Origin of the sequence: Pseudomonas sp. Leaf48 (assembly GCF_001421885.1) — a bacterium.
GTDB lineage: Bacteria > Pseudomonadota > Gammaproteobacteria > Pseudomonadales > Pseudomonadaceae > Aquipseudomonas.
Genome location: NZ_LMLH01000001.1, coordinates 20,787 through 39,682 on the forward strand (window position 1 = coordinate 20,787; position 18,896 = coordinate 39,682).

Below are 18,896 nucleotides of genomic sequence, written 5' to 3' on the forward strand. Positions count from 1 at the left end.
CGAGAAGGGCAGGGCCCTTAGCGGAACATCGCGCTGATCGATTCTTCATTGCTAATGCGGCGAACCGCCTCGGCAACTACCGGTGCGATATCCAGTTGACGGATACGCGCACAGGCTTGTGCTGCAGCGGACAGCGGGATGGTATTGGTAACCACCAGCTCGTCCAGCACGGAATTTTCGATGTTTTCGATCGCCCGACCCGACAGCACAGGGTGCGTACAGTAGGCGAAAACCTTGGCAGCGCCATGCTCTTTCAAGGCCTTGGCCGCGTGGCACAGGGTGCCTGCGGTATCGACCATGTCATCGACAAGAATACAGGTACGCCCTTCGACATCACCGATGATATGCATCACTTCAGAGTGATTGGCTTTCTCACGGCGTTTGTCGATGATCCCGAGATCCACGCCCAGGGATTTGGCAACAGCACGTGCACGCACGACACCACCAATGTCCGGGGACACGATCATCAGGTTTTCGAAGCGCTGATCTTCAATGTCATCCACCAGAACCGGGGAGCCGTAGATGTTATCTACCGGAATATCGAAGAAACCCTGAATCTGGTCAGCATGCAGATCAACCGTGAGAACACGGTCGATGCCGACTACGGTAAGCATGTCAGCCACGACTTTCGCGCTGATAGCCACACGTGCGGAACGCGGACGGCGATCCTGACGGGCATAACCAAAGTAAGGAATAACAGCAGTAATACGAGTAGCCGAGGAGCGGCGGAAGGCATCAGCCATCACTACCAGTTCCATCAGGTTATCGTTGGTCGGAGCGCAAGTCGGCTGGATAATGAAGACGTCTTTACCGCGGACGTTTTCATTGATCTCGGCTGTAATTTCGCCGTCGGAAAACTTACCGACAGAAATGTCACCGAGAGGGATATGCAGCTGACGTACGACACGCCGAGCCAGATCGGGGTTAGCGTTCCCCGTAAAGACCATCATCTTGGACACGCGCAGTACCTAGAGGCTGAGGGTAACCTGGATGAGTATAGAAAATGGCAGGGGCGGCTGGATTCGAACCAACGCATGGCAGGATCAAAACCTGCTGCCTTACCGCTTGGCGACGCCCCTGTATCTGTTGCAACGATTACCCAGTAATCGGTTCCTTTAGAGCAGACTTTGAAGCTTGCGATGCAACATCGAAATGTTGCTTCCTTTTGCTACAAACCCTGTAAGGGTCTCTGTAAGAAGGGCCGAGACTTTATCAGCTTCAGCTTTGCTTGGGAAGCCCCCAAACACACAACTTCCAGTTCCGGTGAGTTTTGCTTCGGTAAATTTACCTAACAAATTCAAAGCGTTACGTACCTCTGGATAACGCCTTGTTACCACCGGCAAGCAGTCATTTCGACTGTTTCCCTTGGGAACGGGGCGCACTTTAATGGGCGGCGAGTTACGTGTCAACAACGGATCGGAAAAAATTTCTGCCGTACTTACAGATACTTGCGGTACCAGCACCAGATACCACGGTTCTTCCGGGTCGACAGGGGTCAGTTTCTCCCCGATACCTTCGGCGAAAGCGGCGTGGCCACGCACGAAAACCGGGACGTCGGCGCCGAGGGTCAACCCCAGGGCGGCCAATCGATCCTCATCCCAACCCAGTTGCCATAGATGGTTCAGTCCGAGCAATGTCGTAGCGGCATTCGAGCTGCCGCCACCGATGCCGCCGCCCATGGGCAGGATTTTCTCGATCCAGATATCGACACCCAGCGCACACCCGGATTGTTTCTGAATTTTTTTCGCGGCCTTGACGATCAGATTGCTGTCGTGGGGGACGCCTTCGAACTCGGTGTGCAGGTGAATGACGCCGTCATCGCGCAGGGCGTAGGTGATTTCGTCGCCGTAATCGAGGAACTGAAACAGCGTCTGCAATTCGTGATAGCCGTCTTCACGGCGACCGGTGATGTGCAGCATCAAATTGAGTTTTGCCGGAGAGGGCAGAATCAGTCGATTGTCCGGCATGTCATTGCCCCAGTTTGCGCGGTTGCCAGGTCTTGATCACCAGGGTGACGTCAAGATCGGTGCCGTGCAGCTTGATCCGCTCGGGCAGCCAGTAACCATTGAGCTGAGTGTATTGGGTGTATTCCACCTTCCAGCCATCCTGTTCCAGGCCGGCCAGGCGACTGTCGGCATCCAGGGTCAGGCGACTCTTGCTGTCAGGCGCGGGAAGTCCGCGGACCCACCAGGCCAGGTTGGACACCGGCAGCTTCCAGCCCATCTGTTCTTCGAGCAGGACTTCCGGGGTCGCAGCCTCATAGCGGCCCTGGTTGGCAACTTCCAGCGAAACCTTGCCCGGGCGTCCGGTCAGTCGAGCCGCGCCACGACCCAGCGGGCCGGAAAGGCGGATGTCGTAGTAATCCTGGCGCTGCAGCCAGAACAGCGTGCCGCTGCCTGAATCCTTGGGCGCGCGAATGCCGATCTTGCCGTCGATCTGCCAGCCATCAAGGCCCGCAAGTTGGTCTTTGTGCTCGCGCCATTGGGCGGGGTTACCATGACCCTCGACCGATTCACGGGCACCGAAACCCGCGCAACCGGCGAGCAGGGCGATGAAGCTGAAAACGATAATGTGGCGCAAAAACATGATTTTAAAGAGTCTCTGATCCGGTCAGGCGTTTGATGGTGCTGCGTAGCGCAGGGCTGTCAGGCTGGTCCTTGAGGAATTTGCCCCATATTTGCCTGGCTTCGCGCTGTTTGCCGTTGGCCCACAGGACTTCACCCAGGTGAGCGGCGACTTCCTGGTCGGGGAAGCGTTCCAGGGCTTGGCGCAGCAGGCGTTCGGCTTCGTCAAGATTGCCCATGCGGTAATTCACCCAGCCAAGGCTGTCGAGTACCGCCGGGTCTTCCGGAGTGATCCGGTGTGCCTGTTCGATCAAGGCTTTCGCTTCGGCATAACGGGTCGTACGGTCAGACAGGGTATAGCCGAGGGCGTTCAACGCCATGGCATTGTCCGGGTCGCGCTTGATGATCAGGCGCAGGTCTTTTTCCATTTGTGCCAGATCATTGCGCTTTTCCGCCTGCATGGCTCGGGTGTAAAGCAGGTTCAAATCATCCGGGTATTGTTGCAGGGCTTGTTCCAGGACTTTCCAGGCCTTGTCGCCCTGGTTGTTGGCGGACAGGGTTTCGGCTTCGATCAGGTACAGCTGGATCGCGTAATCGGGCTGTTCCTCGCGCTCTGCCGCCAGCTTGCTTTGGGCTTGGGCGGTTTTGCCGTTGTTCATGAGGATATCGGCCTGGCGCAATTGCGCCGGGAGGAAATCGTTGCCTGGGCCGACCTGGTCGTACTCGATCAGTGCGCCCTGCGGGTCATTGCGTTCCTCGGCGATTCGACCGAGATTCAAATGCGCCGAGTCGACGTGGCTGTCCCGCGCGATCAAGTCTTGCAAATAGCCCTTGGCCTCGTCCCAGGCCTTGGCTTCCAGGCAGACCAGTGCCAGGGAGTAACGCAAATCGTCGTCCTCCGGATACTGCTGGACCAGGCTCGAGAACTCGACCTTGGCGTCATCCATGCGGTCCTGCTCAACCAGCATGCGCGCATAAGTCAGGCGCAGGCGCTTGTCGTCCGGATACTTCTTGATGCTTTTTTTCAGTAGCGGCAGGGCTTCGTCGCCGCGATCCAGGGATTGCAGCAGGCGTGCACGCAACAGGATCGGCGCGATTTCGTCGTCTTCGGGTGGATGGTCTTCCAGCAGGGCCAGCGCACCCTTGGGGTCACCGTCCTGTTGCATCAGCAATGCCTTGCCGAAAATCAGCTGACTGTTGTTCGGGTGGCGCAGCAACAAATTGTCGAAACTTTTCATCAATCCGTTGCGGGTGTCCTGGTCGGTGTCGGCCGCAGACAGCGCAAGGAAATCGAAGTGGGTGTCGCCCTTGCCTTGCAGGACTTTCTCCATGTAGACCATGGACTCGTCATAGCGCCCTGCACGCGCCAGTTGCACGGCTGCGGCCCGTTGCGCCTCAAGGTCATCCGGGGCGTTTTTCGCCCAGATCAGTGCAGTGTCCAGGGCGGGCTGATCGGCGCCCAGGTACTCGGCAATGCGAAATGCCCGCTCGGAGATGCCCGGGTCCTGGGTGTTGATGGCCTGGGTCACATAGTTGTCCAAAGCCAGGTCGTAACGATTGCGCTGGCCAGCCAGTTCCGCGCTTAGCAGGCTGAAGACGGTATCTGCGCTGAACGAGCTATAGACCTTGGGCTTTTCAGGGACCGGGGTGCTGTCTTCTACCGGCGCAGCACCGTCCGGCGCCACGGGTGCCAAAGCCTGGCAGCCGCTGAGGAAGACAAAAGCGAGGAGCAACGCGGAGGATCTATTCATATAAGAGGAGGACGACTAACCTGCGGTCGGATCATCATGACACAAGCTTTCGGCCAAACATAACCGCCCCGGCAATTTACCCACGGACCCAATGCCCGGCCTTGCGCGATGCCTGTCTTGACGCGATGCCCGGCCCGGGCGTGCGCGGTGCCACTGTAGGAGCTGCCGCAGGCTGCGATCTTTTGCTCTTCTACCCATGTAAATGGATTCGATCCAAAGCCCGGCTCACCGCCAACTCCCCCAGCATGATGACCTGCGCGATACCCAACAGGGTATTACGACTCGCCCCTTCCGGCGGCTGTGCGCAAGTTAGTAGACCGGCAAGGGTAAGCAAAAACCGGCGCGCCCGAGGACGCCATGCGCACAGCTACCATCAAATGCAGGCGAATACCTGACTGATGATGCACATGCGACCGCTTAACCTTGCCCGGGCTACTAAACCCGATCACTGGCAATCAGTGACACGAATCAAGTTACCTAGGGGCCCCAGGGCGCACAAGCCGGCGGATTCTGGCGTAACCGTAGGCAACGGCGCAAGGTGATGTAGCTTTCGTGAAGTAACCTCGAAGACGTTTAAACAAGTACCGGTTCGCTCGCAAAAACACTGCAAACAAAAGCCAACCCCCCCCTCGCCACAACCAATCGGCAATTCCGTACAAAACCTGACAGACCTGGCGCGCCGCCATCCCAGACCGATCCTACGTTCCTTCGGGACATTTCCTATTTCTACGATTTCGAGCTTCCAGAAGACTGTCGGACCGTTATCGCTCTGAATTAACCGAGCATGAATCTGATGCCCCGGGACGTGTGCATCTCTCTGGTTGACCCCTTTTGCAAAACAAGGAGCGACATGCAACATGGCCAGTGTTCTTCATCGACTTTTTGGGCTCCACAAGTACGACACCACTTCGCGATCTGATGCAGCGCAGGTCTCTGACTTACCCGAGCCTGATCGCCATTCTTCCCCCACATCCCCTTTGGCAGAGCCTGCCCCCAGCACACTGCGCCCCGTGGAAAACTGGTGCCATCCGTTCAAGGACATGCGCGATCCGCTCATGCAACTGACCCACTTGGCCAAAGCGGTGGCCGGATATTACCCACTTGGAAACGCCGGCATGTGGCACGGCGGTGTGCACTTCGACAAAGGCACCGCCGGAACCCTGCAGCAATCCAGCGTGTTTTGCCTGGCTGACGGGGAGGTGGTGGCTTACCGCATCGATACGCATTCGCCGAGAACCGCCTACTTCGACAAAGATAAAACAGTCAAAAAACCCTTTTCGCGCAACTTCGTGTTGGTTCGCCATCACCTCCAACCGCCGAAGATTCAAGGCAGTCAGGACATTCCACCGAGCCTGACTTTCTATAGCCTCTACATGCATCTGCAGGATTGGGCGAAGTACCAGCAGGATGCCAACCTCGCTCGCCCGCCATTCTGGCCCGAGCGTGCGACCTTTCGCGTCAAACAGACGGCAAACGACGCGCGCCCCGAGCAGCCCGAGCAGCGTGGATTGAACGTGTACAACAAGCGGAACGGCAAGGTCATCGACTTTCTGCCGCGAGGAGCCGAAGTGGCTATCAGTGGCACCGGCGAGTTCCGCAGGTTGGAGAGCAGCCTGGGACCGGCGAAGTTGCTCAAACCGGACGGTTCGATCAAAGGATATGTCGCCGCCCGGTTGCTCATATACCCGGACCGCAAGGAAACTCGCGTGACGAAGGCAGTGAACGTCCGGGCTGAACCGGTGATTGCAGGTTCAGATAACATCCTTTTCGTGTTGCCGGTTGACTCGCAAGTCACGGTCAGTGGGGCTGGCGAGTTTCGCAAGCTCGAACGCATTGATCAGTATGTGCATTTTGACTCACTGGAAGGCGCCATTGAGCCAGTAGAGACCGATCAGATAGTGGTGCTTGATCAGCCTGTTGCAATCAAGGCGGGTGACTTGATCGGCCACCTCGGTCTGTATCAGGACGGCGGCGTAAGTCAGCCGGATGAGAAACTTCACCTGGAAACCTTCAGTGGTGATGACGTCGAGGACTTCATCGATGCCTGTCGGGAGTGGGCCAAACGCCTGCCGGAGAAAGACAAAACCTGGCTGAAACTCCCCATGGGCACGCCCGTCGTGCCCCTTGAAGGAAATAACACGGCTGCGCTATTGCAGGCGTCGAGTAAATCCAGCCCGCGCAGTGCTGCCGATTTGCTGGTCCCCAAAAAATTGCTGGATGGACTGCCGGCAAATCAAAAAATCCACGTGCCCGCGACTTCGACGCGCAAAGCGCGCACCTGGTATCACCTGAAACATTTGCTTCACGACGCCGACAACAATCTTCTTGATGGCTGGGTGTGCGATGAGCCGGACGTCACGTCTTGTGTCAGCCCGTGGGCTTGGGACGGCTACGGCGTCATCGTCGACTACAGCAGACCCAAACACATGCTGGCTTCTTTTCTCAGCACCGTCGGCCGCTTAAGCGAGGAGGAACGCGAGCGCTATCGTGCCATTGCCGAAAAAGACGACAAGGGCCCGATGAAAACGCGGTTGTACGAAGTCATCGGTCGCAAACCCGACGGCACGCTAACGGCTGATGAACTGAAAGCGGCCCTAGAGCGCCCGGCTGACGCGCAGTTGATTTCGCAGATGATCCTTTACAAGGAAAGCGAGTGGTTTCAGCAGCCGAAGATATGGGACGCACTGGATGAGCTGCTTGGTCATAGCGGCTCGACCCCGCACTTGAATTGGATTGCGGAGAAACAGCGGATTGCGCAGATGGGGTGGTGGAGGGAGGTAGCGGAAAAGGTGGGATTGCCTTCGTGGGGGAGTGCGTATCACTTTCATCCGATTGGGTTGGTGGGTTTTTTCAGCAGCAATCGATTTAAGTTTTCTCTTAAAGTCATGAAGAGTATTTACCCAAAGCTTAGTGAGGATCGAAATGGTGATTTGATAAAAATTGCTGACGAGTTAAACGCAAACTTGGAATTTTTTAAGTTGGATACTCCGTTGCGGAGGACTCATTTTTTTGCGCAAATCAAACAAGAAACAGGAGTGGATCTATTAGTTGAAGAGGATTTTACGTACGAGATTGGCGCACTGACTGGCTTGTTTAGCTATTTCAGAAGCAATCCTGAGGAAGCAAGGCGGTACGGATATAAAGTGAAGGATGGAAGAGTTAAGGAGAACGGGGTTCCTATGACCAGAGTCGATCATGAAGCTATCGCCAATGGCGCTTATGGCGGGCGTACTGATCTTGGTAATCGTGGGATTGCGACTGGCGATGGATGGAAGTACAGAGGGCGGGGGTTGAAGCAGTTAACAGGATTAGATAATTACATGCAGTTCCAGCAATGGCATTCAAGGTTTTCGGGGCGATGGCAGGATGGTTGCGTTGACTTTGTTTCGAATCCAGACCTATTGCTGGAGATGAAGTATGCAGTTCGTTCTGCGGCAAGTTTTTGGTTGAATAATAAGCTGTACGAAATGGCGGATAAGGGTGGTGCACCGGATGTGGTGGACTTAATAACTGCTGTTGTAAATAAGTACACAAATACTTATGGGGAAAGAAGGGCGAATTTCAAGGATTTGTGGTCTGAGGGGGTTTTAAAGTGAGAGGTTTTTTAATTCCTGGTCTGATCGCAATGTTGTTTATCCAGTTAAATGCTTGGGCGAGAGATCCATACGTGGATATAAATGAAACTATGTGCGTGGAGGGGGAGGATATTTATATTAGTTGTGCCTTTGATGTCAAGCGGAGTCGGTATGATTATATAGGGAAGGTTGCGTCTATCTGTGCAAAGGGGAATACATCTCCAGATGCTGGATATGTGCAATATCGCTTTGGGAAACCGTCCTATGGCTCCGGTCAGGCAAAAATCGAAATGCAGTTTCCCGAAAAGAGAGTTCCACCAAAAGAAATTTTCACCATCTATACATCGGTAAATTCTGAAACTATTGGGAGTGCGCTTCGGTTTGTAAGTGGCAAGTATCTCTATTCATTTGAACGTTCGTCAATGTTAGGTTACGAAGTCGTTGTCAGAAAGCAAGATGAGAAGGTTTTCAATAAGAGTTGCACCCTTCCCGGTGTAAGCTACCTTGTTGATGGCGCATATCAAGGCATTCAGACGATAGATCTTGGCCAAAAAAAAATACCCGGTGCCAATAAATGCAGCGGCATTGGTCTTCGGGAGGCTTATAGCTCTATGGAGCTAGATAGAGTGAATGCATGTATTGTCTACACAAAAACTAATTTGCAAGCAGACGCGCATTTGTTTCGCGAGACTGATGGGATATCCCTTTATTCAGTTGTTTCATCTGAAAATCCAACGCTTGTTTATGAATTTCCATACTTGGGAGCCGGAGGAGTAATCACTGACGCATTTTTTCTTCCTGTTGGTGACGGGGGAGAAGAGCTGTTGTTCGTCGTACATCGCATGGAGATGCCCAAAATATGGGATCCGGCAAGCGACATTTACGATGTAAGTGTTTTTAGGTTGGAGGCGGATACTCTAACTCTGGAGAAGAAGCTCACTCGTTTTTTTCATTTGGGTGGGGATGAGGTCGATAAGCAAGGGGGAACTACGTATGAGTATCCGTATAAGGACAAAAAAAGTGTTCAGAAGACGGCGGCGTCACCTTTGTTTCAAGCCATTCTTGCTGGCAAAGTAATCAACGGTTCCATCATAGAAAAAACATCTCTTTATGAAGGCGGTTTGGAACCGTTGCTGCAATATGCGCCAAAGATGTATTTAATTAAGGGGGACAAGGTTTTAGTGGAGGATTCGTGGGGCGGATGGTGCAAGGTCTCATACCAAGCGAAAGTTGAAATAATTACAAAGTGGGTACAATGCAAGTCGATAAATTTTTCGGCGAGTTAGGTGAAGTCATGCCAATCAGACTGGATAAAATACCTCCCCTCGCACCGCACCCCCAGCGTCCTCGATTTTTACTTTGGCTGGGTCTGTTGTTGGTCTGTTGTTTGCTGGGAATGGCAGGGACGCTGTTGTTCGGTGACGAATCATTACCTGAGCGACGTTCGGATTTCTGGCCGTTGGCCTTGGGCACCCCTTTCCTTGTGTGGTGCGTACTGGGATTCGGGCGCGTGCTGATTTACGTTGGTCAACAAGGCGTCGCCGATGGTTGGGATGACGCTCGCGAAAAAGATTTGCACGGGATGATGCGTCGGGGGCGTCGCTCGCAACAGGTGTTGGGCGTGAGCGTGCAAACGGCCCTTGCAGAACCTGCGCAAGGTTCGGAAATGCAACTGGATGCTCTGCTGAGTGGGGCGACGGTGTTGAAGTCGCAGGCGTCGAGGATGGATGGAAAGACACTTCGCCATAGTTGTTTGTCTTGCGATGCAGATGAAAATCCGGAAGCCATATTGCTGAGTATCTGGACGCAGACGCTCGCCGATCTGGCGCCAACCCTGGCGCAGTTGCCTGCCGATCAACCCTTGGCCCTGTTGCTGGATGTCGATACCAGTTTGCCGGAGAAACAGTGGCGCCGTGTTTGGCGACAGGCATGGCGAGAATCCGGCATTCGCCAGCAAACGACTCCAGTTGATGGCCGCGGTCTGACGGCACTGGACCAGTGGCTTGACCAGCGTATCGATGATCGGGCGATGCTGATGGTTGTGGCCGTGCAGTTTGCGCCGCAGCAGCCTGAAGGCACGGCAGAAGTTGCCGTCGGGTTGTTGTTTGGCAACCGTCTGACGCAAGCCACGTTACCGCCGATAGCCTACCTTCACCGACCGGAGCAGGAGCGCAAGCCCACCTCCGGTGATTTGCTTTACGCTACGCGCCAGGCGCTTGATTGGCTGCCGCCTGAATCGAGATCAGTCCAGCAGGTTTGGCGAGCGGGTATTGATGCTCGCGGGGCGGGCGCCATTGCCAGCGTGATGGTTAAAGTCGGCATGCCAGTGAATGGATCGGGTGTGTACGACATTGATGCAATGCTGGGTCATCCAGGCTGTGCTTCACCCTGGTTGGCCATCGCTGCCGGGACGCAGGCGATTCGGCGTGGTGCCGGGACGCAATTTGTCTTCAGTGGTGGCGCGGCTGCGGCTGGTCTGTGGGGCACGGCGTTGATTCCCGTGTCGCCAGTTTTGAAGCAGGTGTCTTGAGGGGAGGGGGGCTGGCGGATGGGGTTTATTGGCAACCAGAAGAGTATCTCGCCGGAAACAGTGCGCGCAGGAACTGAAAGTCAAAAATCGCAGCCTGCGGCAGCTTCTGCAAAAGCCGAAACGAGAACGGATCGCAACCTGGGGGGGCGTCTACCGGGCTGATAGATATCGAGTAGTTGTTCTCCATGTGTCGAAGTAGGACAATTGCCGGCTTCACGTCACCATCAGCGACTTTGAATGGCCTTCCTTGCACTCGGTATTAACCACAAGACTGCTTCAGTAGACGTCCGCGAGCGCGTGGCTTTTACCCCTGAGCAGCTGGTTGAGGCCCTGCAGCAGCTCTGCCGACTCACCGACAGCCGCGAAGCTGCGATCCTCTCCACCTGCAATCGCAGTGAACTTTATATAGAACAGGATCACCTGTCGGCAGATATCGTGCTGCGCTGGTTGGCCGAATATCATAAGTTGAGCTTCGAAGAGCTGCGCGAAAGCGCCTATGTGCACGAAGATGATGCGGCAGTTCGTCACATGATGCGGGTGGCCTCCGGGCTCGATTCGCTGGTGCTGGGTGAGCCGCAGATTCTCGGCCAGATGAAGTCGGCCTATGCCGTCGCCCGCGAGGCCGGCACCATCGGGCCATTGCTCGGGCGGCTGTTCCAGGCCACCTTCAATGCGGCCAAGCAGGTGCGCACCGATACCGCCATCGGCGAAAACCCGGTGTCCGTGGCGTTTGCCGCCGTCAGCCTGGCAAAACAGATTTTCAGCGACCTGCAGCGCAGTCAGGCCCTGTTGATCGGCGCCGGTGAGACCATCACCCTGGTTGCCCGTCATCTGCATGATCTTGGCGTAAAGCGCATCGTGGTCGCCAACCGTACCCTGGAGCGCGCGAGCACCTTGGCCGAGCAGTTCGGTGCCCATGCGGTACTGCTGTCGGACATTCCGGCGGAGCTGGTGCGCAGCGACATCGTCATCAGTTCTACCGCCAGCCAGCTGCCGATTCTGGGCAAGGGCGCGGTGGAAAGTGCCTTGAAATTGCGCAAGCACAAACCGATTTTCATGGTCGATATCGCCGTACCACGCGACATCGAGCCAGAAGTCGGCGAGCTGGACGACGTTTACCTCTATAGCGTCGACGACCTCCATGAAGTGGTCGCCGAGAATCTCAAAAGTCGTCAGGGCGCAGCCCAGGCGGCGGAAGAGATGGTCGCGGTCGGTGCCGAAGATTTCATGGTCCGCCTGCGCGAATTGGCAGCGGTGGACGTGCTCAAGGCCTATCGTCAACAGAGCGAACGCCTGCGCGACGAAGAGCTGCAAAAGGCCCAGCGCCTGCTGGCCAACGGCAGCAGCGCCGAAGAGGTGCTGGTGCAACTGGCTCGCGGCCTGACCAATAAACTGTTGCACGCACCGAGCGTGCAGTTGAAAAAGCTCTCTGCCGAAGGTCGCCTGGATGCGCTGGCGATGGCCCAGGAACTCTTTGCCCTCGGTGAGGGCCCATCGGATAGCTTTTCGGATAAAAAACCGCAATGAAAGCGTCACTGCTCAATAAGCTGGACATCCTCCAGGACCGTTTCGAGGAACTGACCGCCTTGCTTGGCGATGGCGAGGTCATTTCCGATCAGAATAAATTCCGCGCCTATTCCAAGGAATACGCGGAAGTCGAACCGATTGTGGCTGCCTATAAACAGCTGCTCAAAGTGCAGAGCGACCTCGAAGGTGCCCAGGCACTGCTCAAGGACAGCGACCCGGACATGCGCGAAATGGCCGTGGAAGAAGTCCGCGAGGCCAAGGAGCAGTTGGTCACTCTGGAAGCCGATCTGCAACGCCTGCTGCTGCCCAAGGATCCGAATGACGGGCGCAACGTGTTTCTCGAAATCCGCGCCGGTACTGGCGGTGACGAGGCGGCGATTTTCTCCGGTGACCTGTTTCGCATGTATTCGCGTTATGCCGAGCGTCGCGGCTGGCGCGTGGAAATCCTCTCGGAGAACGAGGGTGAGCACGGCGGCTATAAAGAAGTCATCGCCCGGGTTGAAGGCGATAACGTCTACGGCAAGCTGAAATTCGAGTCCGGCGCGCATCGCGTGCAACGGGTTCCGGCGACGGAGTCCCAAGGGCGCATCCATACCTCGGCCTGCACCGTGGCGGTGCTGCCCGAGCCGGATGAACAGGAAGCCATCGAGATCAATCCGGCAGACTTGCGGATCGACACTTACCGCTCCTCCGGTGCTGGCGGCCAGCACGTCAACAAGACCGATTCGGCGATCCGCATCACCCACTTGCCGTCCGGTATCGTGGTCGAGTGCCAGGAAGAGCGTTCGCAGCACAAGAACCGTGCCCGGGCGATGTCCTGGCTGTCGGCCAAACTCAACGACCAGCAGACCAGTGCCGCCGCCAACGCGATTGCCAGCGAGCGCAAGTTGCTGGTCGGTTCCGGTGACCGCTCCGAGCGTATCCGCACCTACAACTTTGCCCAGGGCCGGGTCACCGATCACCGGGTCAACCTGACGCTGTATTCCCTCGACGAAATCCTCGCCGGCGGAGTTGATGCGGTGATCGAACCGTTGCTGGCCGAGTACCAGGCCGATCAGTTGGCGGCAATAGAATGACGATCATTGCCAGCTTGTTGCGCGCTGCCGATTTGCCCGACTCGCCCACGGCGCGCCTGGATGCCGAACTGTTGTTGGCCGCGGCACTGGGCAAGTCCCGCAGTTTCCTGCACACCTGGCCCGAACGCATCGTCCCGAGCGAGGCTGCGCTGACGTTTGCCGAGTACCTGCAGCGTCGTCGTGGCGGCGAACCGGTGGCCTACATCCTCGGGCAACAAGGTTTCTGGAAGCTCGATCTGGAAGTGGCGCCACATACGCTGATCCCGCGCCCCGACACCGAACTGCTGGTGGAAGCCGCACTGGAACTGTTGCCGGCCACCCCCGCCAAAGTGCTCGACCTTGGCACCGGCAGCGGCGCGATTGCCCTGGCCCTGGCCAGCGAGCGACCGGCGTGGAAAGTCACTGCCGTGGACCGGGTGCTGGAAGCTGTCGCCCTGGCCGAGCGCAATCGCCAGCGTCTGCACCTGACCAACGCTACGGTGTTGAGCAGTCACTGGTTCAGCGCCCTGGTGGGCCAGCGTTTTCAATTGATCATCAGTAATCCGCCGTACATTGCGTCTGCCGATCCTCATCTGGTGGAAGGTGATGTGCGCTTCGAACCGGCCAGCGCCCTGGTGGCGGGCGTCGACGGGCTCGACGATTTGCGTCTGATCGTCGCCCAGGCCCCGGATCACCTTGAAACCGGAGGCTGGCTGATGCTCGAACACGGGTACGATCAAGCCGGGGCAGTGCGCGACTTGCTGCAGAGCCGCGGTTTTGAAGAGGTCCACAGCCGCACCGATCTGGGCGGTCACCAACGCATCAGTCTGGGGCGCCTGCCGTGCTGAATGATCAGGAATTGCTGCGCTACAGTCGGCAGATTCTGCTGCAACACATCGACATCGACGGTCAGTTGCGACTCAAGGAAAGCCGCGTGCTGATCGTCGGGCTGGGTGGCCTGGGCGCGCCAGTGGCGTTGTACCTGGCTGCCGCCGGAGTGGGTGAGTTGCATCTGGCGGACTTCGATAGCGTCGACCTGACCAACCTGCAGCGCCAGATCATTCACGATACCGACAGCGTCGGCATGAGCAAGGTCGATTCGGCGATCAAGCGCCTGAGCGCGATCAACCCCGAAATCGGCTTGATCGCCCATCGTGCGGCACTCGACGAAGACTCCCTGGCCGCTGTCGTGGCTGGCGTGGATCTGGTCCTCGACTGTTCCGACAATTTCTCCACCCGCGAAGCGGTCAACGCCGCTTGCGTGGCGGCACGCAAACCGCTGGTCAGTGGTGCGGCGATTCGCCTTGAAGGGCAGTTGTCGGTGTTTGACCCGCGTCGCGAGGAAAGTCCGTGCTACCACTGTTTGTATGGGCATGGCAGTGAAGCCGAATTGACCTGCAGCGAAGCAGGCGTGGTCGGGCCGCTGGTGGGGCTGGTCGGCAGCCTGCAAGCCCTGGAAGCGTTGAAGTTGCTGGCCGGTTTCGGCGAGCCGCTGGTGGGGCGCCTGTTGCTGATCGACGCACTGGGCACGCGCTTTCGAGAGCTACGGGTCAAGCGAGATCCGGGCTGCAGCGTCTGTGGGTCGAAACATGCGTGAAGCGCCGATCGGCGTGTTCGACTCCGGCGTCGGCGGGCTCTCGGTACTGGCCGAGATCCAGCGTTTACTGCCCAGCGAGACGCTGATGTACGTCGCCGATTGCGGGAATATTCCCTACGGCGAGAAAACCCCGGAATTTATCCGACAGCGTTGCAGCGTGATGGCTGACTTCTTTCGACAGCAGGGTGCCAAGGCCCTGGTGTTGGCCTGCAATACGGCAACCGTTGCCGGCGTCGCCGACTTGCGGCGCGACTATCCGCAATGGCCCATCGTCGGCATGGAGCCTGCGGTCAAGCCGGCCGCCGCCGCGACCCGTAGCGGCGTCGTCGGTGTGCTGGCCACCACCGGCACCTTGCAGAGCGCCAAGTTCGCCGCGTTGCTTGATCGTTTTGCCACCGATGTGCGGGTTATCACCCAACCCTGTCCCGGTCTGGTCGAACTGATCGAGAACGGTGACCTGCACAGCGCGGCCCTGCGTCAGTTGCTTGCCGGTTACGTCGAGCCGCTGCTGGCCGCCGGCGCTGACACCCTGATCCTGGGCTGCACTCATTATCCGTTCCTCAAACCGCTGCTCAAACAGATGATCCCCGAAGACATCAGCCTGATCGACACCGGTGCCGCTGTCGCCCGGCAGTTGCAGCGCCTGCTCAGCGAGGGCGATCTGCTCGCCGACGGACCTGCACGTCCAGCACAGTTCTGGACCAGTGCCGACCCGGCACATTTCAGAAATATCTTACCAATACTGTGGAATACGTCCGGCATTGTGCGTAGCTTCGACAGGTAGGCACATTCCGGGGGAAAGTAAAGTCGGAGTGAACTCCTGATTGAGCGCCGACTTCTATAGCTTTGATTGCTGGGCACCAAAAAACCATACGAAATCGTTCGGAAAGGGAAGTTTCTAGTGAAGCGACTATTCTGCTTGGCCGCGATTGCGGCCGCACTAATGGGGCAAAGTTTTACCGCGCAGGCGACAGGTGTTGAGTTCTCGGTTGGCCAGACCGGCGAATCAACCATGACTTACCGCCTGGGCATGCAATCGGATTGGGACCAGAGCTGGTTACAGAGTGATGTCGGTCGTTTGACCGGCTACTGGAGCGGCGCCTACACCTACTGGGATGGTGAGGAGACCTCGAGCAACCACAGCCTGTCGCTCTCCCCGGTGCTGGTTTACGAATTTGCCGGTGACAGCGTCAAACCCTATGTCGAATTCGGCGTCGGTGTGGCGTTGTTCTCCAGTACCGAAGTCGAAGGCAACGATCTGGGCAGTGCCTTTCAGTTCGAAGACCGTTTCGGTGTCGGGCTGCGCTTTGCCGGTGGTCATGAAGTGGGTGTTCGTGCAACTCACTATTCCAACGCCGGGATCACAAGTCCAAACGATGGTATAGAAAGTTACGCGTTGCACTACACCATGCCGCTGTAAGACGAGACTCGATTAAATGTGGGAGCGGGCTTGCTCGCGAAAGCGGATTAACATTCAACACTGATGTGACTGACACACCGCTTTCGTCGCAATGCCGTTGGGAGCAAGCCCGCTCCCACATTCTCGTTTAGCGATACGCCGTAGAAATCCCCTGGCGCTCCTCGATGCATTCCGGCGCCCCCATCTCGAACTCCCGGCAGATCAGCGGGCGCTTTTCGTAGATGGTGCACATCATCGTGTTGCGATCCAGGGCTGCGCACCAGCCGTCATCCAGGCGCAGCATGACTTCCCCGCCCCAGTCATCGGTATCGATGAAGCGTTCAGGCACACCCGTGTCGGTGATCAGCATGACTTCGAGCTGACAGCAGCAGGCTGCACAGGTCGAGCAGGTGATTGCCGGGTCCGCGATTTGCGTGTGGGGGATGGTATTCATGGCGCGCAGTGTAAGTCAGTCATCGGCTGCTGTGTAAAAGCACTGACGGACGCCCGTCCGGGCGTTCACGCATCGCAGCGACCTCATGGCTGCGTCACGGGGTGAAAGGTCGTCGGGATGGTTTATGGCCGGTCCATGATCGGCGGATTACTGCGCACGATGCGATTGCCGATCGCCAGTTTTACCCGTGCAGGCAAGTTGGAAAGTGGCCAGAGGGTAGCCATGAACGCTGCGGGGAAGGCAATTTCCGCCGGGCGCTCGTTGAGTTTTTCGAAGAGGTATCGCGCGGCTTTGTCCACCGTCCAGCTCAACGGCATGGAAAAGTCGCGGCTGGCGGCCAGCGGCGTTTCGACAGTGCCAGGGTTTATCACCGTAACGTCGATGCCTTCCGGGGCCAGCTCAATGCGCAGGGAGTCGAACAGGTAGGGCAAGCCGGCCTTTGAGGCGCCATGAGCTTCCGCTCCGGGCAAGGGCAGGTAGGTGACCGAACTGGCCATGCCCACCAGATGCGGTGTGGTGCCGGCCCGCAACAGGGGCAGGGCTGCTTCGGCACAAAAACTGCTGGCCAGCAGGTTGGTACGTATCAAATGCTCGACGATCGATGCGTCGAACTGCCTGGCGTCCACGTACTCGCAGGTACCCGCATTGAGGATGAGCGTGTCCAGTGAGCCCCATTGCTCTGCGATCTTCTCGCCGATTTCGCGTACGGTCTGACTGTTGGTCAGGTCCCCGGCCACCACCAGCACTTGTCCTGGAAAACGTTGCGCCAACGCATTCAGTGGCGCTTTCGAGCGGGAGCTGACAGCCAGTTGCGCGCCGGTTTTGAGAATTTCTGCGGCCAGTGCGGCGCCAACACCGCTGCTCGCTCCGGTCAGCCAGTATCGTCGTGCGGGTGTTCGACTCATTCAGATCTCCTTTTCTGCCAGGCGGCAGGGAGGGCCGCCTGGCGCAGTCGTTTTTTTGCCAACTTGGCGAACCGTTGAAGGCAACTACTCATAGTCACTGCCGACCGGATCGGCGCAGTCTTGTCGTGATGGCAGATTCCTGAAGGCGCTCAGGGCACGCTCGCGGGACGTGCTCAGATTGACGATCGGTGGCGGGTAGTCCGCGACACCAAACAAGCCACGCGCAGCAGGGTTGTGCACATCCTTTCGGTCCAGTTCAGTCAGCTGCGCAAGCCAGTGCCTGATGAACACGCCATTCGGGTCGAATTTTTCCGACTGGCTCAGCGGATTGAAAATCCGGAAGTAGGGCGCGCAATCTGTGCCGGTTGATGCGCTCCACTGCCAGCCGCCGTTGTTCGCGGCCAGGTCACCATCGATCAGGTGACGCATGAAAAAGCGCTCGCCTTCGCGCCAGTCGATCAGCAGATTCTTGCTCAGGAACATTGCCACCACCATGCGCAGGCGGTTGTGCATCCAGCCGGTTTCGTGCAGTTGGCGCATGGCGGCATCAATGATCGGCAACCCGGTGCGTCCCGACTGCCAGGCCGCAAGGTCCGCGGGGGCGTCGCGCCAGGCCAGGGCTTCGGTTTCCGGGCGGAACGCGCGGTGCCGGGAAACCCGTGGGTAGCCCACCAGGATGTGTTTGTAGAACTCGCGCCAGAGCAATTCGTTGATCCAGGTAATTGCACCGGGTTTGCCGCTCTCGAACTCGCCGTGATTGCTTTGCAGGGCGGCGTGCAGGCATTGGCGTGGCGAGATCACACCGGCGGCGAGGTAGGCCGAGAGTTGACTGGTGCCGGGTTTCGCCGGGAAGTCCCGGTCGCTCTGGTAGTGCTCGATCCTGGCATCGGTAAAGCTGTCGAGGCGTCGTTGTGCTTCAGCCTCGCCGGCCGGCCATAGGTTGCGCAAACTGTCACTGGGGGGCGCAAAGCCTTCGATATGTTCGGGGATCAGGTCGCTGACAATATTCATCGACGGTTGCGCCAGCGGCGCACGCACCAGGCCCGGCAGCGAATGGTGCAGGCGGTCGTAACACACCTTGCGGAACTGGCTGAAAACCTGGAAGTAAGTACCGGTCTTGGTCAGCACGCTGCCTGGCTTGAACAGCAACTGGTCGAGGTACGCACGAACCGTAACGCCTTCGTTGGTCAACGCCCTGTCTACGGCAGCATCCCGCCGGCTTTCATTGACGCCGTATTCTTCGTTGAGGTGCAGCGTATCGATCTGCAACTGCCGGCACAGCTCCAACAGAACGTTCGGCGCGTCATCCCAGCGTGTGGCCTTGCGTATCAGCAGGGGAATGTTCAACGCGGCCAGCGCATGGCTCAACGCGCGCAGGTTACGCAGCCAGAAGTCCACTTTGCAGGGCGCGTCGTCATGCTCCAGCCATTGCTCCGGGCTCAATAGATACACCGCGACAACGGGGCCACGAGCAGCCGCGGCCGAGAGGGCGGTGTTGTCATGTACGCGCAAGTCGCTGCGCAGCCAGATCAATTGCAT

16 protein-coding genes, 1 tRNA gene and 1 pseudogene are annotated in these 18,896 nt (G+C 57.7%); 9 read left to right on the forward strand and 9 right to left on the reverse strand.

The genetic code is table 11. The features are described from left to right. Window positions 1-17: 17 nt before the first annotated feature. The 6 genes and pseudogenes from ASE98_RS00090 to ASE98_RS27595 all read right to left on the reverse strand — a co-directional run. Window positions 18-959 carry a ribose-phosphate pyrophosphokinase gene (locus ASE98_RS00090; RefSeq protein ID WP_003171603.1) on the reverse strand — a complete coding sequence of 314 codons (942 nt, stop codon included), beginning with the start codon at window positions 957-959 and terminating at the stop codon, window positions 18-20. Between the two features lie 45 nt (window positions 960-1,004). Continuing rightward, a tRNA-Gln gene (locus ASE98_RS00095) sits at window positions 1,005-1,079 on the reverse strand. A gap of 36 nt (window positions 1,080-1,115) precedes the next feature. After that, a complete protein-coding gene (gene ispE, locus ASE98_RS00100) occupies window positions 1,116-1,967 on the reverse strand; it encodes a 4-(cytidine 5'-diphospho)-2-C-methyl-D-erythritol kinase (protein WP_060539415.1) in 852 nt (283 codons plus the stop codon). A gap of 1 nt (window position 1,968) precedes the next feature. Further along, a complete protein-coding gene (gene lolB / locus ASE98_RS00105) occupies window positions 1,969-2,586 on the reverse strand; it encodes a lipoprotein insertase outer membrane protein LolB (protein WP_060539416.1) in 618 nt (205 codons plus the stop codon). Between the two features lie 4 nt (window positions 2,587-2,590). Next, the gene (locus ASE98_RS00110) at window positions 2,591-4,315 is read right to left on the reverse strand and encodes a tetratricopeptide repeat protein (RefSeq protein ID WP_060539417.1); all 1,725 of its coding nucleotides are present in this window, start codon (window positions 4,313-4,315) and stop codon (window positions 2,591-2,593) included. A gap of 190 nt (window positions 4,316-4,505) precedes the next feature. Continuing rightward, window positions 4,506-4,607 (reverse strand): annotated as a pseudogene (locus tag ASE98_RS27595) (DUF6124 family protein); the annotation flags it as partial. Window positions 4,608-5,172: 565 nt separating this feature from the next. On the opposite strand from ASE98_RS27595, the gene ASE98_RS27020 reads away from it, so the two are divergent. The 9 genes from ASE98_RS27020 (at window position 5,173) to ASE98_RS00155 (ending at window position 16,019) form a co-directional block, all read left to right on the forward strand. Continuing rightward, window positions 5,173-7,911 (forward strand): glycoside hydrolase family 19 protein, encoded by a 2,739-nt coding sequence (locus tag ASE98_RS27020; protein WP_060539418.1) that lies wholly within the window; start codon window positions 5,173-5,175, stop codon window positions 7,909-7,911. Beyond that, window positions 7,908-9,176, forward strand: a complete 1,269-nt coding sequence (locus tag ASE98_RS00120) for a hypothetical protein (protein ID WP_060539419.1) — start codon at window positions 7,908-7,910, stop codon at window positions 9,174-9,176. The genes ASE98_RS27020 and ASE98_RS00120 overlap by 4 nt, the downstream gene beginning before the upstream one ends. Further along, on the forward strand, window positions 9,146-10,420 hold the full coding sequence (locus tag ASE98_RS00125; RefSeq protein ID WP_236707763.1) for a hypothetical protein: 1,275 nt from the start codon (window positions 9,146-9,148) through the stop codon (window positions 10,418-10,420). Before ASE98_RS00120 ends, ASE98_RS00125 begins: the two co-directional genes overlap by 31 nt. 237 nt (window positions 10,421-10,657) lie before the next feature. Further along, a complete protein-coding gene (gene hemA / locus ASE98_RS00130; protein WP_060539420.1) occupies window positions 10,658-11,947 on the forward strand; it encodes a glutamyl-tRNA reductase in 1,290 nt (429 codons plus the stop codon). Continuing rightward, window positions 11,944-13,023, forward strand: a complete 1,080-nt coding sequence (gene prfA, locus ASE98_RS00135) for a peptide chain release factor 1 (protein WP_060539421.1) — start codon at window positions 11,944-11,946, stop codon at window positions 13,021-13,023. Before hemA ends, prfA begins: the two co-directional genes overlap by 4 nt. After that, entirely contained in the window at window positions 13,020-13,850 is an 831-nt protein-coding gene (gene prmC, locus ASE98_RS00140; RefSeq protein WP_060539422.1) for a peptide chain release factor N(5)-glutamine methyltransferase, read from the forward strand. Before prfA ends, prmC begins: the two co-directional genes overlap by 4 nt. Further along, window positions 13,844-14,599, forward strand: coding sequence for a molybdopterin-synthase adenylyltransferase MoeB (locus tag ASE98_RS00145; protein ID WP_060539423.1), 756 nt, complete (start codon window positions 13,844-13,846; stop codon window positions 14,597-14,599). Before prmC ends, ASE98_RS00145 begins: the two co-directional genes overlap by 7 nt. Beyond that, a complete protein-coding gene (murI, locus tag ASE98_RS00150; protein WP_060539424.1) occupies window positions 14,592-15,383 on the forward strand; it encodes a glutamate racemase in 792 nt (263 codons plus the stop codon). Before ASE98_RS00145 ends, murI begins: the two co-directional genes overlap by 8 nt. Before the next feature lie 117 nt (window positions 15,384-15,500). Next, window positions 15,501-16,019, forward strand: a complete 519-nt coding sequence (locus tag ASE98_RS00155) for an acyloxyacyl hydrolase (RefSeq protein WP_060539425.1) — start codon at window positions 15,501-15,503, stop codon at window positions 16,017-16,019. Between the two features lie 127 nt (window positions 16,020-16,146). On the opposite strand, the gene ASE98_RS00160 is transcribed toward ASE98_RS00155, so the two are convergent. From ASE98_RS00160 to phrB, 3 genes are all read right to left on the reverse strand, one after another. Continuing rightward, the gene (locus ASE98_RS00160) at window positions 16,147-16,452 is read right to left on the reverse strand and encodes a YkgJ family cysteine cluster protein (protein WP_060539426.1); all 306 of its coding nucleotides are present in this window, start codon (window positions 16,450-16,452) and stop codon (window positions 16,147-16,149) included. Window positions 16,453-16,574: 122 nt separating this feature from the next. Beyond that, the gene (locus tag ASE98_RS00165) at window positions 16,575-17,357 is read right to left on the reverse strand and encodes an SDR family NAD(P)-dependent oxidoreductase (RefSeq protein ID WP_060539427.1); all 783 of its coding nucleotides are present in this window, start codon (window positions 17,355-17,357) and stop codon (window positions 16,575-16,577) included. A gap of 84 nt (window positions 17,358-17,441) precedes the next feature. Further along, entirely contained in the window at window positions 17,442-18,896 is a 1,455-nt protein-coding gene (gene phrB, locus ASE98_RS00170) for a deoxyribodipyrimidine photo-lyase (RefSeq protein ID WP_060539428.1), read from the reverse strand.

Bases quoted from the DNA above. Each gene is read 5' to 3' on its own strand.
- lolB (WP_060539416.1), bottom strand. From the start codon at position 2,586: ATGTTTTTGCGCCACATTATCGTTTTCAGCTTCATCGCCCTGCTCGCC.
- prfA (WP_060539421.1), top strand. From the start codon at position 11,944: ATGAAAGCGTCACTGCTCAATAAGCTGGACATCCTCCAGGACCGTTTC.
- ASE98_RS00165 (WP_060539427.1), bottom strand. From the start codon at position 17,357: ATGAGTCGAACACCCGCACGACGATACTGGCTGACCGGAGCGAGCAGC.
- hemA (WP_060539420.1), top strand. From the start codon at position 10,658: ATGGCCTTCCTTGCACTCGGTATTAACCACAAGACTGCTTCAGTAGAC.
- ASE98_RS00110 (WP_060539417.1), bottom strand. From the start codon at position 4,315: ATGAATAGATCCTCCGCGTTGCTCCTCGCTTTTGTCTTCCTCAGCGGC.
- prmC (WP_060539422.1), top strand. From the start codon at position 13,020: ATGACGATCATTGCCAGCTTGTTGCGCGCTGCCGATTTGCCCGACTCG.
- phrB (WP_060539428.1), bottom strand. From the start codon at position 18,896: ATGCAATTGATCTGGCTGCGCAGCGACTTGCGCGTACATGACAACACC.
- ASE98_RS00160 (WP_060539426.1), bottom strand. From the start codon at position 16,452: ATGAATACCATCCCCCACACGCAAATCGCGGACCCGGCAATCACCTGC.
- ASE98_RS00125 (WP_236707763.1), top strand. From the start codon at position 9,146: ATGCAAGTCGATAAATTTTTCGGCGAGTTAGGTGAAGTCATGCCAATC.
- ASE98_RS27020 (WP_060539418.1), top strand. From the start codon at position 5,173: ATGGCCAGTGTTCTTCATCGACTTTTTGGGCTCCACAAGTACGACACC.
- ispE (WP_060539415.1), bottom strand. From the start codon at position 1,967: ATGCCGGACAATCGACTGATTCTGCCCTCTCCGGCAAAACTCAATTTG.
- murI (WP_060539424.1), top strand. From the start codon at position 14,592: ATGCGTGAAGCGCCGATCGGCGTGTTCGACTCCGGCGTCGGCGGGCTC.